General features: G+C 55.2%; 14 protein-coding genes and 2 tRNA genes. 8 read left to right on the top strand and 8 right to left on the bottom strand.

The genetic code is table 11. The annotated features are described in order from the left end of the window. Positions 1–5: 5 nt before the first annotated feature. Positions 6–1,352, bottom strand: a complete 1,347-nt coding sequence (locus ACOOGA_RS17865) for a glutamine synthetase family protein (RefSeq protein ID WP_417461904.1) — start codon at positions 1,350–1,352, stop codon at positions 6–8. A gap of 21 nt (positions 1,353–1,373) precedes the next feature. Next, positions 1,374–2,828, bottom strand: a complete 1,455-nt coding sequence (gene gabD / locus ACOOGA_RS17860) for an NADP-dependent succinate-semialdehyde dehydrogenase (RefSeq protein ID WP_417461905.1) — start codon at positions 2,826–2,828, stop codon at positions 1,374–1,376. A 345-nt stretch (positions 2,829–3,173) separates the two neighbouring features. Between gabD and ACOOGA_RS17855 the strand changes: the two genes are divergently transcribed. From ACOOGA_RS17855 to ACOOGA_RS17820, 8 genes are all read left to right on the top strand, one after another. After that, positions 3,174–4,460 (top strand): NAD(P)/FAD-dependent oxidoreductase, encoded by a 1,287-nt coding sequence (locus tag ACOOGA_RS17855; RefSeq protein ID WP_417461906.1) that lies wholly within the window; start codon positions 3,174–3,176, stop codon positions 4,458–4,460. Between the two features lie 84 nt (positions 4,461–4,544). Next, entirely contained in the window at positions 4,545–5,354 is an 810-nt protein-coding gene (locus ACOOGA_RS17850; RefSeq protein ID WP_420429140.1) for a hypothetical protein, read from the top strand. A gap of 9 nt (positions 5,355–5,363) precedes the next feature. Beyond that, positions 5,364–6,113, top strand: a complete 750-nt coding sequence (locus ACOOGA_RS17845; RefSeq protein ID WP_417462119.1) for a gamma-glutamyl-gamma-aminobutyrate hydrolase family protein — start codon at positions 5,364–5,366, stop codon at positions 6,111–6,113. Positions 6,114–6,169: 56 nt separating this feature from the next. Then, entirely contained in the window at positions 6,170–7,531 is a 1,362-nt protein-coding gene (locus ACOOGA_RS17840; RefSeq protein ID WP_417461908.1) for a glutamine synthetase family protein, read from the top strand. A 5-nt stretch (positions 7,532–7,536) separates the two neighbouring features. Continuing rightward, positions 7,537–8,913: an aminotransferase gene (locus ACOOGA_RS17835; RefSeq protein WP_417461909.1), complete on the top strand. Its 1,377-nt coding sequence runs from the start codon at positions 7,537–7,539 to the stop codon at positions 8,911–8,913. Between the two features lie 10 nt (positions 8,914–8,923). Beyond that, positions 8,924–10,420 (top strand): aldehyde dehydrogenase, encoded by a 1,497-nt coding sequence (locus ACOOGA_RS17830; protein ID WP_417461910.1) that lies wholly within the window; start codon positions 8,924–8,926, stop codon positions 10,418–10,420. A gap of 94 nt (positions 10,421–10,514) precedes the next feature. Beyond that, positions 10,515–11,897, top strand: coding sequence for a Na+/H+ antiporter NhaC family protein (locus tag ACOOGA_RS17825; RefSeq protein ID WP_417461911.1), 1,383 nt, complete (start codon positions 10,515–10,517; stop codon positions 11,895–11,897). 9 nt (positions 11,898–11,906) lie between these two features. Further along, positions 11,907–12,662 (top strand): GntR family transcriptional regulator, encoded by a 756-nt coding sequence (locus ACOOGA_RS17820; RefSeq protein ID WP_417461912.1) that lies wholly within the window; start codon positions 11,907–11,909, stop codon positions 12,660–12,662. Positions 12,663–12,681: 19 nt separating this feature from the next. Here ACOOGA_RS17820 and ACOOGA_RS17815 read toward each other — a convergent pair whose 3' ends face one another. The 6 genes from ACOOGA_RS17815 to recJ all read right to left on the bottom strand — a co-directional run bounded on the left by ACOOGA_RS17815 (position 12,682) and on the right by recJ (position 17,732). After that, positions 12,682–13,362 carry a M15 family metallopeptidase gene (locus tag ACOOGA_RS17815; protein WP_417461913.1) on the bottom strand — a complete coding sequence of 227 codons (681 nt, stop codon included), beginning with the start codon at positions 13,360–13,362 and terminating at the stop codon, positions 12,682–12,684. A 9-nt stretch (positions 13,363–13,371) separates the two neighbouring features. Beyond that, a complete protein-coding gene (locus tag ACOOGA_RS17810) occupies positions 13,372–14,196 on the bottom strand; it encodes a MipA/OmpV family protein (protein WP_417461914.1) in 825 nt (274 codons plus the stop codon). Further along, on the bottom strand, positions 14,181–15,389 hold the full coding sequence (locus ACOOGA_RS17805) for an endonuclease/exonuclease/phosphatase family protein (protein WP_417461915.1): 1,209 nt from the start codon (positions 15,387–15,389) through the stop codon (positions 14,181–14,183). The genes ACOOGA_RS17810 and ACOOGA_RS17805 overlap by 16 nt, the downstream gene beginning before the upstream one ends. Before the next feature lie 281 nt (positions 15,390–15,670). Next, positions 15,671–15,746: transfer RNA gene (locus ACOOGA_RS17800), tRNA-Glu, on the bottom strand. A 28-nt stretch (positions 15,747–15,774) separates the two neighbouring features. After that, positions 15,775–15,850: transfer RNA gene (locus ACOOGA_RS17795), tRNA-Glu, on the bottom strand. Positions 15,851–15,926: 76 nt separating this feature from the next. Then, entirely contained in the window at positions 15,927–17,732 is a 1,806-nt protein-coding gene (gene recJ / locus ACOOGA_RS17790) for a single-stranded-DNA-specific exonuclease RecJ (protein ID WP_417462120.1), read from the bottom strand. Between the last annotated feature and the right edge of the window lie 19 nt (positions 17,733–17,751).

The following is a 17,751-nucleotide window of genomic DNA, read 5'->3' as shown; positions in this document are numbered from 1 at the left end:
TGCTCCTATATCACTCTTAGGTATTGCTCATAGTCCCATTGGCTAACCTGCCTGTGGCACTCTTCTTCCTCTGCGCGACGCACCAGTAAATAGAGGTCGACAAAATCGTCACCCAGATAGCTGCGCATTACCTTGCTAACGTCGAGCCGGTCAAGCGCTATGCGCCACCGCGGCGGCAAAACATTGTCAAACTCAACAGCATCAAACTCGCCAAGTTCAGGCCCGGGGTCACTTTCGTGAGTAAGCCCATAATGCGCGCCTGCCAAAATAGCAGCAACAACCAAATGAGGACACACATCAGCGCCGCATACCCGGTGTTCAAACCGCCTGTTTTTAGCATTGGAAAGCGGGAGACGTACCGACAGGCGGCGGTTGTTCTCGCCCCAGTTTGGCACTACGGGTGCAAACCATTCAGGGTCAAAGCGCCTGAAACTGTTGGCATTTGGCGCAAAAAACGCGGTTGCGCCCGGCATGGTTTTAATCAGGCCACCAATCGCATTCTGTAGCGTTGTTTCGCCGCCATCCTCTTTCCCGAAGATATTCATGTCATCCTTATCGAGAATGCTGACATGCGCGTGAAGGCCATTACCAACTTCATCAAACAACGGTTTGGCCATAAAACTCGCGAGCAGCCCATGCTTCAACGCCACCGATTTTACAACACGCTTGAGCGCCAGTGCGTCATCGCAGGCACGCTCAACATCATCCGTATGCTGAAGGTTTACCTCAAACTGGCCGTTACCATATTCACAAACCAACCCGATCACGTCGAGGCCTTGTGCCGTGCACGCATCCTCGATCTCGCGCATCAATGTCTCAAAATCAGAGAAGACATCCATATTATAGCAGTTTGCGCCACTCGCGGCTGACATACCATTGGGCGGCGACACGGGAACCGGCGGTATAGACCCTGCCTCAAAGAGGAAAAATTCATACTCCAGCGCCACAACCGGCCGAAGGCCATCCTGCTTGAACTTATCCAGAACCCGCCCAAGCACAGCGCGCGGGTCCATAAAAAACGGTGTGCCGTCGCTGTTCTGCATTGTCACCATGACCTGTGCAGTTTTGCGCTCTGTCCACGGCACCAGCTTGAGTGAACCAGGCACAGGCATGCAAATACGGTCCGGATCGCTACCGTATTCTTCCAGAATACTGTCGGCGCTCGCACCATTTGTTGTTAGAAAAGGCACCGTAATGGGGAACGGCACCCCATTTTTTGCCAGTTTCTTCAAACCGCTCGCAGGCATTTGTTTGCCACGAAAAATACCGTTCATGTCGGCGATCAACACCTCGACAATCTCAAGATCAGGGTGTTGCTCCAGAAAGCTGGAAATCTCTTCATCAACCGACATATGCGCCACGCGCTCCTTAAACTATAAACCGGCCATGCAGAGATATTTCATCTCTACATAGTCCTCTATGCCGTACTTAGAGCCTTCACGACCCAAGCCTGACTGTTTCACACCACCAAATGGTGCCACCTCTGTTGACAGGATACCGGTGTTGATGCCGACCATGCCGTATTCAAGTGCTTCTGCGACACGCCATACCCGCGCGAGGTCCCGCGCATAAAAATATGACGCAAGGCCAAACTCAGTGTCGTTAGCTTGCGCGATTACATCTGCTTCCGTCTCAAAACGGAAGACAGGCGCCACCGGCCCGAAGGTTTCCTCGCGCGCCACTTTCATGTCTTTGGTTACGTTCTTAATGAGCGTCGGCTCAAAGAAGCTGCCGCCAAGACTGTGCCGCTTGCCGCCGGTTACCAGCTCACCGCCCTTTGAAAGGGCGTCTGCGATATGTTCTTCGACCTTTTCAATGGCTTCGTCATTGATCAGCGGGCCCTGAACAACGCCGTCGTCGGCACCGTCGCCCACCTTCATCTCAAGGACCTTGGCCGCCAGCTTTTCAACAAAGGTGTCGTAAACTCCGCTCTGTACGTACAGGCGGTTAGCACACACACAGGTCTGGCCCGAGTTTCGGTATTTGGATGCCATGGCACCGTCAACGGCGGCATCAATATCCGCGTCGTCAAACACGATAAAGGGTGCGTTGCCGCCAAGCTCAAGGGAAACCTTTTTGATATCGTCCGAGCATTGCCGCATCAGAATGCGCCCAACCTCGGTCGACCCCGTGAACGTAAGCTTGCGTACCGTCTGGTTTGCACAAAGTTCACCGCCGATATCGCGTGATTTGGTGCCCACAACAATGTTCAGCACACCTTTCGGAACGCCAGCGCGCTCAGCCAACTCCGCAAGCGCAAGAGCTGACAGAGGCGTCTCTGCGGCAGGCTTGACCACCACAGCGCAGCCAACAGCAAGTGCAGGGGCTACCTTGCGGGTAATCATCGCATTGGGGAAGTTCCACGGTGTGATGGCACCAACAACGCCGATAGGCTGCTTGATCACCATAATTCGGCGGTCGCCCTGCGGTGCCGGAATCACATCACCGTAAAGGCGCTTACCCTCTTCGGCGAACCACTCAATAAAACTTGCACCGTATGCGATCTCGCCGCGCGCCTCAGCCAGCGGCTTACCCATTTCGGCGGTCAAAATCTGCGCGAGATCCTCTTGAGCTTCCATGATTAGCCGGAACCAGCGCTGCAATACTGCTGAGCGTTCTTTGGCGGTAACTGCGCGCCAGGCTTTAAAAGCCTCTTCGCCCGCACAAATGGCGGCCCGCGTCTCATCCGCCCCCATATTGGGTAGCGTGGCCAGCGTTTCGCCAGTTGCCGGGTTGCGCACATCAAACCTCTCGCCTGAGTCTGCATCAACCCAGGCACCACCAACATAGCCGCGCGCTTTCAACAGCGCCTGATCATTCAACTTCATGATAATCCCCTACACCCGCACATACCTGCAAAACAGGCGGCGCTACCTCCAATAACGATACAAGACTTAAGACAATACGCGTTCCCGCCAAGGGAGGTAGCCCCCGCGAAGTGAATTAATGTGATCACAATAATTCTGTACTGTCAACACAGCCGCATCATTTTTTCCGCTCCGAAACCGAAGTTTGTGGCGAAAATCGGGGATTTGCCATATAAATAGTGCAACAACACGCCATTTCAGCTCTCGCTTTATCGCTTGACCGACTTGGAAAAATGTGATCACTTTATTCATGAATAACGGCCACTGACTTCACAGCGACCGATTTGTTTGCAAGGTGTAATTTTGATGCAACAGATTGAACATACCGGGTCTTACTACGCGGCAACAGCCAATGGTGCACCTGCGCGCCCTGCCCTAAGCGGCGATATCGAAACCGATATCTGCATAGTAGGCGCGGGCTTTACAGGCATCGTCACTGGCCTCACGCTGGCAGAGCTTGGCTATAAGGTTGTGGTTCTCGAAGGCGCCAGGGTTGGCTGGGGTGCTTCGGGCCGCAACGGCGGCCAGATCATCAACGGTTTCAGCCGCGAGATCGACTATATTGAAAAGACCGTGGGCCGCGAAGGCGCGCTTGCGCTGGCCTCTCTGGCACTTGAAGGCGGTAACGTGATCCGCGAGAACGCCAAGAAATACAATATCGATTGCGGTCTCAAGCACGGCTCAGTCCTCACCGCTTATACCGAGCGGCAGATGAAAGATATCGCCGAGACGATTGAGCTTTGGAAGCCGCTTGGGCGTGATGGCATCGACCTTCTCGACAAGGCCGATGTGCGCGACCATGTTGGCACAGACAAATATATCGGTGGTTGGCTCGATCATAATGGCGGCCATATTCACCCGCTCAACCTCGTGTTGGGCGAAGCGGCAGCCGCAGAAGCCGCTGGCGCCAGGATATATGAGCAAACACGCGTCACCCGCGTTGACCATCATCTGGATACCCCCGTGGTGCACACGGAAAGCGGCTCGGTTACAGCCCGGTATGTTGTGCTTGCAGGCAATGCCTATCTCGGTAAAACCGTGAAAGAGCTCTACCCCAAAATCCTGCCTGCGAGCACACAGATCATTGTGACCGAGCCGCTTTCCGATTCCATGGCGAAGGATATCCTGCCAACAGACATGTGTGTGGAAGATGCCAACTATGTGCTCGACTATTTCCGCCTGACGGCTGACAAGCGCCTGCTGTTTGGTGGCGGCACAGTCTATGGCGGTGAAGATGTAGAGGACGTGGAAAAAGCGCTGCGCCCCAATATGGAACGCCTCTTCCCCGCAACTAAAGATGTGAAGGTGGAATTTGGCTGGCAAGGCAACATTGCACTTACCTGGTCACGCCTGCCCCACGTGGGGCGTCTTGGCAAAGGCACGTATTTTGCGCATGGTTATAGCGGCCATGGTGTGACAAGCTCACACATGATGGGACGCCTTGTTGGGGCTGCCGTTCATGGCGATGCCAGCTTGTTTGATGTGTTTGCTGGCATGCCAGCACGCAGCTTCCCGGGCGGCCAGATGTTGAGTGTACCGCTTAGCACGATCGGGTGCTGGTGGTATTCCATGCGTGACAAATTGGGCGTCTAGCAGCAAAGCGCTACTGGATACGGGGGATTAAGAGTGACTACAGAGCGACGTATATTGGGATTAAAGCCCGAAACACTTTTTCAAGTGTTCAAATATTCAATCTATACGCTGATATTCATCAATCTGATCTATTTCCTCCGCGAGGAATATGTCGCGCTGGCCGCCCGCTTCCCTGACGGCATTGGTTTTCGGCACGCATTTGATGCTTTCTCTCAGTCGACTGACTCGTTTGCCTGGCTTGTGTTGCTTCTTATCTTTGAGCTGCAAACCTATATAATATCAGATGAAAAACTGAAGGGGGTCTTGAAGTGGACACTCAACCTGATGGCTGGCGTCTGCTATATCCTGATCCTTCAGGCCTTGATGGGTTACATCAACCATATGGAGGTCATATACAGTTTTGTGCCCCATATGCGTGGCGCTGCCTGTGATGCTGTTGGCACCGTATCCAGCTTCGCGGTTGACCTTTATGAGTTTCCTGAGCTGACGGCTGAGAACTGCGGCCTACTCACTCCAGGCGCCACCTTCTTCAACGAACCCCTTAACGCATTCACAACTGCAGAACTGCTGCCTTACCTCGAAAATCTGGCGCTAACAGACGTGGTTAATGCGGGAACATGGGTCTTGATCGTTGTCGTGCTCTGGATCGATATTTTCCTGCAGCTCCGCGGTGAGTTGACAGAAAAGCTCTATAAATGGAACGGCGTGTTGAAGGCGGTACTTTATGCCACCCTCATCGCCTGCTGCAGCTACTGGGCATGGCTTGGTGATCTTATGGGGTTCTGGGACGCGCTCCTCTGGATTGTGGCCTTCTTCTTCATCGAGATGAATCTCTTCAAGTGGCACGAAGCAGTACCCGCAGATGCCGACGAAGAAGAAACCCAGAAAACTTAAGAAGTTAAGATTATGACGAAACCTATTGTAGCCATCGTTTGTGACACGACCCAGCAAGGCCCCCACCGCTATCATCAGGTGGGTGATAAATACATCCAGGCGCTGGTGCGCTGCGCAGATGTGACACCTGTGCTGGTCCCCGCACTTGACGAGCCAATTGCAGCGGCTGCGATCCTTGATCTTGCGGACGGCGTGCTGTTCACAGGTGGTTATAGCAATATCCAGCGTCACCACTATGGTGATATCCCGGCCCCTGAAGGCGAACATGAAGACCCCTCAAGGGACAAGAACACCCTGCCCCTTGTGCGTGCCGTGATTGAGGCAGGCTGGCCCATGCTGGGCATCTGCCGCGGCCTGCAAGAATTGAACGTATCGCTTGGCGGCACGCTCTACCCCCGTGTGCATGAAATTGAAGGCCGGATGGACCACAGGGAAAACAAAAACGACCCCGTTGAGGTGCAGTATGGCCCGGCACACAGCGTGACGGTTAAAACCGGCGGCCTCTTGCACAAGATCGTTGGCGAACAGGAATTCATGGTCAACACGGTGCACGGCCAAGCTGTCCGCGACCTCGCGCCCGGCTTGACGGTTGAGGCGACTGCGCCTGACAGCACGATCGAGGCCGTATCGGTCGACAGTGCAACAAATTTCGCCCTTGCTGTGCAATGGCACCCGGAATGGAAAGCGTGGGAGAACACGCAATCCGCAAAGATTTTTGAAGCGTTCGGCAACGCCGTGCGCGCAACACAAAGGGCCTAGAGCCCAAACCTTGAGAGAAGGACAGGACCTAGCAATGGGGCCTGCATTGGTGATCCATGTATGATGCAAAGCGCATCGAGGAACTGGATAAATGGCTGAAAGCCGAAAATATCGATGATATCGAATGCATGGTGGCAGACAACGCAGGCATCGCCCGCGGCAAGTCTATGCCTCGCACAAAATTCATCGATGGCTTGAGAACACGCGGCCTTCGGCTGCCTGAAACGGTGTTTGGCATGACCATCACCGGTGATTATGCCTTGAACGACTATCTGTCCGAGACGGAGCGCGATGTTGTATTGCTTCCCGATCTGGACACGCTCTGTATGACACCTTGGCAGCCGGAACCTACTGCTGCGGTAATTTGTGATGCTGAGCTTGATAACGGCGCCCCAGTTGACTTTTCACCCCGGCAGGTCTTGAAGCGCGTGCTCAAACTCTATGAAGACGAAGGCTGGCAGCCAATTGTTGCCCCAGAGTTCGAGTTTTACCTTATAGATCGGCAAGAAGATGTTGAATCTTCGCCAGTTTCACCTGTTGGAATGTCTGGCCGCAGAGATAGTGGTTCAGCCCCTTATTCCATCGACAGCCTTGATGAATTCGCGCCTTATTTCGATGATGTGTATGACGCCTGTGAGGCACAGCGCATCGATATTGATGAGCTGATCCACGAGGCAGGCCCTGCCCAGTTTGAGTTTAATATGGTTCATGGCCCAGCCCTTAATGTGGCGGACCAGTCGTTCCTCTTTAAGCGCATCCTTCGTCAGATCGCGATCCGGCACAATATGTTCGCCACCTTTATGGCGAGCCCTTATCCGGATACCTATGGCAGTGCCATGCATATCCACCAGTCAGTGGTCGACCTTAAAACCGGCAAAAACATTTTCGCGAATGAAGACGGCAGTCATTCTGACCTGTTCCTCTCTCATATCGCGGGGCTGCAGAACTATATGCATGAAGCCATGCCGCTGATCGCACCGTTTGTGAACAGCTATCGCCGCTTCTCACTGGCATGGTCTGCCCCCACCAACACGCACTGGAGCCGGGAGAACCGCTCTGTAGGCTTGCGTGTTCCTGGTGGGGCGAAAGAAAGCCGCCGCATTGAAAACCGCGTATCCGGCTCTGACGTGAACCCATATTTCGCCATCGCTGCCTCATTGGCTTGCGGTTACCTGGGTATGAAAAACAAGCTTCAGCCAGCGGCTGAGTTCCGTGGTTCTGCGTATGAAGCCCGCGGCAGGTCCCTGCCCAGCCACTTCCTTGAAGGGCTCAAGAATATGCGCGGCAGTGACGCGCTTAAAGAAATCCTCGGTGAGGGTTTTGTTGAGACCTATCTGGATGCCAAGGCAATGGAATATGACAGTTATTCCTCTGTCCTGAGCCCATGGGAAACGAAATACCTTCTACTCACGGTGTAAGACTAATGAACCAACTCTCAAACCAGACCAAATTCTGGCAGAGCCAGGATGCGGACCATCATCTGCATCCTTTCACCGCCCACCCGCAGCTGCGGGAACGTGGCGTCCGTATGATCACGGGCGCCAAGGGCATCTACCTGACGGATTCTGAGGGCCATAAAATACTGGACGGTATGGCTGGCCTTTGGTGCACGCAGGTGGGGTATGGAAACGAAGAGATTGTCGAGGTTGCCGCCAAGGCAATGCGCGAGCTTTCCTATTATAATCTCTTTTTCATGACCTCGAACCCTTATGCCACCGAGCTAGCCGCGAAGGTTGCCGAGAAAACACCTGAGGGAATCTCTCAGGTGCTCTTCGCTTGCTCAGGCTCAGAAGCGGTCGATAGCGCCTATAAGCTGATCAAATATTACTGGAACCTGAAGGGCCAGCCCCAGCGCAAACAGTTCATCGCGCGGGAGCGAGCTTATCATGGCTCCACTACAGTCGCAGCGTCGCTGTCGGGCCTCACGGGTATGCATCCGCAGTTTGACCTTCCCATTGAAGGTATCCACCACATCGGGCCAACGCCGCATCACTACAAATTCGGCCAGGGGCTTATGGAAGAAGAGTTTACTGACCAGTGCGTACAGGCCCTTGAGGACAAGATTCTTGAGCTTGGACCAGAAAATGTTGCTGCTTTTGTGGGCGAACCGGTGATGGGTGCTGGCGGCATGATGCCGCCCCCTGCTGGCTATTGGCCCCGAATTGAGGCCGTCTGCCGCAAATACGGTGTACTTTTGTGGGCGGATGAGGTCATCACGGGCTGGGGCCGCACAGGCGAATGGTTCGGCAGCCAATACTTCGGCATTACACCTGATGTGATGACCATGGCTAAAGGCATGACCTCAGGCTATCAGCCACTTTCCGCCGTAGCGCTGGGGCATGACATCGCGGATGAGATTGCCAAGGGCGATAGCGAGATGGTGCACGGCTTTACCTATTCCGGCCATCCTGTTGCTTGTGCTGTGGCTCTCAAGAATATTGAAATCCTTGAGCGTGACGGCCTTGTGGGCGAAGCCGCAAAACCGCGCATCGCCTATTTTCAGGACCGTCTGGCCACACTGGCTGACCATCCGCTTGTTGGTCAGGTACGTTCCATCGGGCTTCTTGGCGGCCTTGAGCTTGTTGCTGACAAAGAAACACGCGCGCCATTTGATGAAGCACTGGATGTGGGCTTCAAATGCCGTGAGCACTGTTTCAACACCGGCTTGATCATGCGGGCTGTTGGCGACGCCATGATCCTTTGCCCGCCCCTTGTCATCACCAATGCGGAGATTGACGAGCTGGTGGACAAAGCGCGAAACGCGCTTGACCTTACCGCAAAGCAAATCGGCCGCATGTAAGGAGTTTAACATGAGCGAAAAAACACGTGGCTATTGGCAAACCAAAGCCAAAGAAGCCAAAATCCGCACCAAAGCCTTCATTGACGGCGAATGGCTGGATGCAGTCTCTGGCGAAACGTTTGAGACCATCAACCCCGCCACAGGTGCGGTGATTGCCCGTATTGCCAGCTGCGATAAGGCAGATGTCGACAAGGCCGTTGCTGCCGCGCGTCGTGCTTTTAACGCCACCGGCTGGTCAGACCTTCACCCCACCAAACGTGGGCAGATCATGATCAACTTCAGCCGCCTTGTGGCTGAAAACGCTGATGAGCTTGCGGTTCTTGAAGTGATGGATATGGGCAAACCCATCTCGGATGCCACATCTATCGATATCCCCGCCGTTGTGAACTGCCTGCGCTGGTATGGCGAAGCGGCAGACAAGGTGCTGGACGAAATCGCCCCCACGGACGCTGGCTCGCTTGCCATGGTCACGCGGGAGCCCATCGGCGTTGTCGCGGCCGTGGTACCGTGGAACTTCCCTGCCCTGATGGCAGCGTGGAAGCTGGGCCCTGCCCTTGCATCAGGCAACGCCGTGATCCTGAAACCAGCTGAACAATCGCCGCTCACCGCCCTTCGCTTGGCGGAGCTGGCGTTCGAGGCTGGTATCCCCAAAGGTATATTCAACGTTGTGCCCGGCCTTGGTCACACGGCAGGCAAGGCGCTGGGCCTGCATATGGATGTCGATGGCCTTGCGTTCACCGGTTCCACGCAGGTTGGTAAATATTTCATGGAATATTCCGGCCAGTCGAACCTGAAGCGGATCGCGCTTGAGTGTGGCGGCAAAAGCCCGCACATCATCATGGATGACTGCCCTGACCTAGATGCTGCAGCCAGTGCAGCAGCGGGCGCTATTTTCTTCAACCAGGGCGAAGTCTGCACTGCAGGCTCCCGCCTTCTGGTAGATAAGAAGATCAAAGAAAAATTCCTCGCCAAGGTACTAGAGGCCGCAAAAGGCTGGATACCGGGTGACCCGCTTGACCCTAAAACCAACCTCGGTGCGATTGTGGACAAGGAACAACACAGCCGCATCATGAGCTTTGTTGACAAAGCCAAAACCGAAGGCGGCAAGTTGGAAGTTGGCGGCAGTGTCGCACGGGCAGAATCAGGCGGTTATTTCATTGAGCCAACTGTGTTTGACGGCGTAACGCCGGAGATGACCATCGCCCGTGAAGAAATTTTCGGGCCCGTGCTTGCTGTAATCGAGTTTGATGGGGAAGAGGAAGCGATTGAGATCGCCAACAACACCATCTATGGCCTCGCCGCAGCAGTCTGGAGCAAGGATATCAGCCGCGCACACCGTATGGCGCGAGCCCTGCAGGCCGGCACCGTCTGGGTAAACTGCTGGGACCCAACGGGTGACCTTTCCATCCCATTCGGGGGGTACAAACAAAGCGGCTTCGGCCGGGATAAATCGCTCCACGCGTTTGACAAATATACAAACTTGAAAACCACGTGGGTTCAGCTATAGCAAATTAAAGGCGCGGCACTTGGCTCGCGCCTTTTTTGGTTACATAAAAATCAGATGAAAGTCTGAAAGATGGGGTTCTGGGGAGAGAAACATCATGGAAACGGCTGACGCGCTCCAATCTGTGAGCCATATGGGGCCTCTGTCGCTGATCCCGACACTTCTGGTGTTGGTGATTGCGGTTTGGATCAAACGACCAATTGAAGCGCTTCTCGCTGGTGCCATCATGGGCGTGATCATGCTGAACGGCACAGCCACGGTTGGCGCGTTTGCCGATATGGCCGTGCGCACCCTGCAGGATGATGACCTCGCGTGGATCATCCTGGTTTGTGGCGGCATGGGCAGCCTGATTGGGCTTTTCATCCGCACCGGCAGCCTGCACGCTTTCATGGAAAGAGTAACCCGGAGGGTTACCACCCGCTTTGGTGCGCTGTTAGCCACCTGGCTTATGGGCATTGCCCTTTTTGTCGATGACTACCTAAACTCCATCACCGTTGGTGCAGCCATGCGCAAGATCACCGACAAGTTCAAAATCTCCCGCGAGATGCTGGCCTATGTGATCGACAGCACCGCAGCCCCTGTGAGCGTGATTATCCCTATCTCCACCTGGGCGGTGTTTTTTGGCACCATCCTTGTTGATGTTGGCATGGCCGAGGAAGGCCACGGCATCATGGCCTATATCAGCGGCATTCCTTATATGCTCTATCCGTGGATCGCGGTTCTGATGGTGCCTTTGGTGGCGTCAGGAAAAATCCCGCTTTTGGGGCCAATGAAGGCCGCTGAGCTGCGCGCGGCAGGTGGCCAGAGCATTCCGCCGGGCGCTGAGCACATCCACAAGGCGCACCTTGCCATTCAGGAGCGCAAGGGGGTGAACCGGAAGATTTCCCTTTTTGTGCTCCCCCTTCTCACCCTTGTGGGGCTGACGCTTTATTTCGACCTTGAATTCCTGCGCGCGACGATCGCAACTCTGGGGCTGACAGCCCTTGCCGTGCTTGTGTTCAAAATTCTCGACCTGCATGACACCTTCGATACGGTCATTGAGGGTTTCAAGACCATGATCGAGCCTCTCGCTATTATTTTTGCGGCCTATATGCTCAAGGATGTGAACGGCTCCCTTGGGCTCACCACCTATATTCTTGAACTTACACAACCCTTTATGACTGCACAGACCTTGCCTTTCATTGTGTTTGGCGTGATGGGGCTGATCGCTTTTGCCACCGGGTCAAGCTGGGGCATGTTTGTCATCGCACTGCCAATCATTGCTGAACTGGCAATCGCGACCGACGCCAACATTCCGCTCATTATCGGGGCGACATTGTCAGCCAGCACGTTCGGCAGCCACGCGTGCCTTTATGCGGATGCAACGGTGCTAACAGCACAAAGCTGCGGCTGCACATCCATCCAGCATGCGCTCACACAGTTGCCTTATGCGTTCCTCGCTGCGCTATTATCCTTGATTGGCTTCGCCTTCCTTGCGTAGAAAGAGGATATGAGCAAAAATGACATCAATTTTGACAAGCTGGCGCGCGAGACGGGTGAAACCGCCCAGGAATGGGTTTATCGCGCGTTGCGCTTCGTCGTGATGTCTGGCCAGGTGCAACCTGGCCGGGCGCTAACCATACGCGGCATCGCTGATATGCTGGACGTCTCTGCCATGCCGGTGCGGGAGGCGCTGAGGCGCTTAACCTCGGAAGGCGCGCTGGAACTGAAGTCAAACCGCCGCATCATGGTGCCTGACCTCTCCCCCGCCCGCCTTGCTGAGCTTTTAGAGCTGCGTATTATGCTTGAGGTGCACGCGGCAGAGCGCGCACTGCCTTATGTTACTGAAGCGAAACTGAGCGAGCTGCATGCGCTTAACGATGAGCAGAACAAGGCGTTTGAAGACCCTGACCCACAGGGCATCATTATCGGCAATCAGGCGTTTCACCGCGCTCTTTATCTAGCGCACCCGCATGCGGTTACGCTGCCGATGATCGAGCGTATCTGGCTACAGCTCGGGCCACTGCACCGCCTTGCGCTCGCGAACCTTGAGAAACATTACGTCACCGACCGGCATGTCGAGATCATGCAGGCGATTGAAACCCGCAACCCGTTTGGGCTGAGGGCTGCCATAGAAGCCGATATCAGGGACGGCGCGGGCTATATGACGCAAACCGAGCTTCTTGAGCGCTATACCCGTGCGGAGGCCGACAATCTTGTCATGCCGGGTAAGGACTATATGACCCGGCTTGTAAAGACGACCTAGCTTCTATTCTATGAGGGCCTTACTCGGCTGGAAAATCGAAATATGTATCGGGGTATGGCTCTTCCGCCAGCGTGAAGTGCCACCACTCAGCCTCATATGGCTTGAAACCGTGCTTGAGCATAAGCCCGCGCAACAACGCCCGGTTTTCACGCGCTTCTGGCGGAATATCGGCATTTAACGCATGTGAGATTGGGCCAAAAAAGTCCCATGGGCTCCCCATATCAAGTTCCGTCACCGCACCGTCATCACCAACGCTTGCGATGGTCAGGTCAATGGTTGAGCCTCTGGTATGGCCAGATTTCTTCGCAATATAGCCTTCCGGCACCAAACGATCTTTGCTGATACCCGGGTAATATTCGGCCTTGTTTTTGGTGTCAGCACCATCTGCAACCCATGCCATGAAATCATCCACAGCGCGCTGTGGGCGGTAACTGTCAAACACCTTGAGAGTGTAACCTTTGGCAACAAGGTCCGCCTGCACTCCAGCAAGAGCATCCGCCGCTTCCCGGCTCATCAGGGATTTTGCTGCAAGGTAGCCCTCAACAGGGCGGCCAAGGAAATTATCATTACCAGCATAGCGGGTTTCAACCACGATACCGGGAATATGCCCGGCAAGGTCAACAAAACCCTCACGGCCCTCTGCGATCGCCGACATTGTACCTGTTGCCATCATCACCCCCAAAATCGCCGCCTTGATCATCCTAGCCCCCTAAAACAGCCATACAACACCCAACTGGGCCCTCGCCTGCACCCTGTGCTCACGGGCAAACGGGCTCAATGCCGCATTGTCTTTCAGCTTGGAAAGGCGAATGCCGCCTTTCAGCAACCAGTTTTTAGCAAGGCGGTGCTCGGATGACAACTCGGCATGCACTTCATAAAGCCCACCGCCCGCCCGGTATGCCGGGAAACGTTCATGGCCTCTGGGCACGCCAAAATAGGCTTTCATATAGTCGGGTGAGCCCCATGTGCCGCCAATCACAGGCACAAGCTTGAACTTTGAGTTCAGCTCAAAAAGATAGCCGCCTTCAAGCTCAACCTGAAAGCCGCCATGCACCTCGCCTGTGCCCATATAGGCCTCGGCGGTAAGGAACAGTTTGTAAAATGACGTCCCGGCAAAGAGGCCAATTTCAACAGCGTCACCAAGCTCATCAGCCGGGTTCAGATCGGGCCGGATCAAGTCGTCACGGCGACCATCATTGAACCGGGCAATCACACCCGCGCGCAACAAGCGCCTGCTTGTAACAACGGCACCTATCTTATTGTTTTCAATAAAAAATGTATCTTTGTAACTTACCCTGACATCAAGCCCAAGCGATGACACATGTTCACCTGCCCCAAGGTCTCTCGGGCTGAGGTTCAGGCTCATGCCAACCTGCCCGACCCAGGCGTCGTTTTTACGCTCGTCCTCAACCGGCACGGATTCTATATAGACAGGCTGGCCGGTACGGCCAAGGTCAACGGTCTGTGCCAACGCCGGGCCTGCAGCCAGCGCCATATAAGACAGCAGGAACAGCCTCCCTAGCGTGAGGCCCATGAAGATTGCCCCTGCGCCTGTGCGGGTTCTGCGGCACGTGCAGGTTTCACCAGTTGCGGTGTGATGCGGTATTCAACTTCATAGCCAAGATGATCAGAAAGCTCCCGCCCATCCAGCTCTTCATTGAAGTTTCTCACCATATAAACCGGCTTGATCAGATACCCGCCTGATGCCTGAAAGAAGTGTTTGTCATTGGTATTATAAAGCACCTGACCCTTTGGTGTACTTTCATCAAGGCGGCAAACACCCTCAGTTCCCAAACAATCTTCCGCAGCGTCTATAAGCGGTAGGGTTGCGCGGAAATAATCGTACCGTTCACGCTGCTTGGTATTGAAATCGCCCGCCACAATAGCGGGGGAAGACCCGCAAAGCTTTTTCATGAACCAGCTGAGCGTATCTGTCTGGCGCTGATGCGCGCGAAATACATGCTTTGATGGCGCCTTGGCAGACCGCTGCGAATTGAAGTGCGAGTTAATGATATCAACGGGTACAGAGACACCGGGCACCTCAATGCTGGCCATCAGGATCGCCTTGTTGGAAAGGCAATCATAGCCCGCGCACATATCGCTATCGAACACCTTGTGCTGTGCTTTCACGATAGGATAGTCGGAAAGGATATAGAGCCCGCTGCCGATAAACTTCTGCGGGTCAGAAAAACTTGCATATGTTTTCCGGCTTTGCGGCACCCAGTGCGCGCGCCCTTTCTCGGAATTATCCTTACGTCCCGGGCCTTTAAGCACATAACGGTAGCCCGTAGTATCCGCGATCACACGGGCATCACCATCAAACGCTTCCTGCAAGAGAACCACTTCCGGCTGCGAGCCTTCTTGGCGCCGCGTGCGAAGAATTTCCGCGATGCGCTCAAAAAGCGGGGTGGTTTTGCTGCGCAGCGGCGACGGTAAACCATGAATATTATAAGAAAGTACCTTAAGACGGACCCCTTCGTTCAGGTTTTTAGGTGAGACAGAGGTCAAAACTGTGGCGGTATTTGTGGCCAGTGTGGCGGAATCTGTGGCGGAATCTGTGGCGGAATCTGTGGCGAGATTTGTGGCGGAATCTGCCACACCCGCAGAAGCGGGCTCTTTGGCAAAAACAGGCGCAAAAGTGGGAGCAACAGCAGGCGCACAAATTGCTGCAACAGCAAAGACGCCCATCACCCTCAAAATGTCGCGAGATAAATTCTTCAACGTCACCTAATCCCTTGCCCGCCCCCCTTATGCCGGGCCCATGTGTATGCAATATGACAAACTTTTGGCGAAAAAGAGACAATCGGCAAACTTGGTGACGGTATAATGACGCGCGACCCGTGCCTGAATGCTCATCGCTTCCCCCAAAGCTAACAGCAACCGCTTTATTGCCCGTTAACGTGCCAGATTTTTATGGAAAAGCAATGGCCTGCATACTCGCGCTTCGTGAATGGCAGCCTAAATGCAAAAAAGCCCCGCAAATGCGAGGCCCGTCCTGAGTGAGGAGATGGTGATCCCTACGGGACTCGAACCCGTGTTTTCGCCGTGAAAGGGCGACGTCCTAGACCGCTAGACGAAGGGACCATTCTCACTTGAATGGTCGTTCTGGAGATGGTGATCCCTACGGGACTCGAACCCGTGTTTTCGCCGTGAAAGGGCGACGTCCTAGACCGCTAGACGAAGGGACCGCATATCAATCTCCGATGCGACGGGGGCCTAGATACCGGGGTGCAGCACCCCGGTCAACACCTTTTTGCATTTTTCTTACGGCGCACCAACGAGCGCCACGTCCTCCAGCGTCATTTCCACTTTACCGGCCCCGGCCCAGGTATCTTTCTTGAGCTTTCCCGCCACATGGAAGCGCCTGCCAATACCTGTGCGCAAAAGCTCTCCCAACGGTTCTTCCCATTGCCGAAACGCCATGGCCTTGATGGACTTGCCGTCCTTCGATTTGAAGATACAGCGCAGATGATTCTGCCCCACAAGGTCGGCCTTGATGAGGTCTACATCAGGGATGACAAAGTTCGGTGTCGGGTTGCCCGCACCAAAGGGGCCAACGGCATCGATCTGGTCGACAAGCTCTGCCGTCGCGCCCGAAAGGCTCACCACTCCGTCGATCTTCAGCGCCCGGTTTGACGACGCCTTGGCCACGGCCTTGCCCATAAAGCCTTTCAAAAATGCGGTAAAAGCCTCGATTTTGTCTGGTGCCATTGTGAGCCCCGCCGCCATGGCGTGCCCGCCGCCTTTGATCAGCAAGCCTTTCTGCACCGCCTCGATCACTGCCGCGCCCATATCAACACCGCTGATGGACCGGCCTGAGCCTTTCGCTTCACCGTTCTCAATCGCGATCACAAAACTTGGCAGGCCGTATTTGTCCTTAAGCCGTGAAGCCACGATGCCGATAACGCCTGCATGCCAGCCCTCGCCCGCTGCCACCACGACCGTATCCGGGCTGCCTGCCGCACCAACGGCGCGCTCAACCTGCGCCAGGGCTTCGGTCTGGACCTCGGCTTCGATCGCGCGGCGTTCTTCGTTATAGCGGTCCAGCTTTTCAGCAATAGCGCGCGCTTCAACAATGTCATTGGTGGTCAGAAGCTGGGCACCAAGGTAGCTCTCGCCCACCCGGCCGCCTGCGTTCACCCGCGGGCCCAGAATAAAGCCAGCGTGATAGCATGTCGGCTGCTCAGATACCCGGCCCACATCGGCCAAGGCCACAAGCCCCGGCGTGCGCCGCTGTGCCATCACCTTGAGGCCTTGCGCCACAAGTGCACGGTTCGCACCCACAAGCGGCACCACATCACACACAGTGCCCAGCGCCACAATATCAAGAAGCCCCAGCAGGTTGGGCTCACGCCGCTCCCCCGTAAACCACCCGGCTTCACGCAGCGCACGGTTCATGGCCACCGCCAGCAGGAAGGCCACGCCAACAGCTGCCAGCTGCCCCTGCCCGCTTTCGTCATCAAGCCGGTTCGGGTTCACCACGGCCACGGCTTCCGGCAGCTCTGCCTCAGCCTTGTGGTGGTCCACCACAATCACATCGATCCCCGCCGCTTTTGCGGCCTTCAGCGGCTCAAAAGATAGCGTACCGCAGTCAACGGTCACAATAAGCTTTACGCCAGCCTCACCAAGCCCTAGTAGCGCGGGTACGTTGGGCCCGTACCCTTCCACCATACGGTCAGGGATATAAATACGAACCTTGGCGCCCAGTGCTGTCAGATAGCGGTAGAGCACGGCACTTGAAGTGGCACCGTCCACGTCATAATCACCAAAAATGGCGATCTCTTCACCGTGTTGCAGCGCAGCCGCAAGCCGTGTGACGGCTTTGTCCATATCCAAGATGGTAGACGGATCAGGCAGGCTTTCCTTCAGGGAAGGCGCAAAAAACTCTGGCGCTTCATCCAGGCCGATACCCCGGCCTGCAATAAGCTGGCCCACGACCATGGGCACACCAAGCTTTTCAGCAATAGCTTCAGCGATACGCGGCACCCCGCCCCGCATCATCCAAGCCTGCCCCAAAGCAGAACGGCGGACCCCGAGAAGAGGTTCCGCCGTACCAGTATTCTCAATCATTTGCGTCAAGGCGTGGCCC

Source organism: Kordiimonas sp. (assembly GCF_965216265.1).
Taxonomy (GTDB): Bacteria; Pseudomonadota; Alphaproteobacteria; order Sphingomonadales; family Kordiimonadaceae; genus Kordiimonas.
This window is presented reverse-complemented; position numbering and strand designations above follow the sequence as displayed.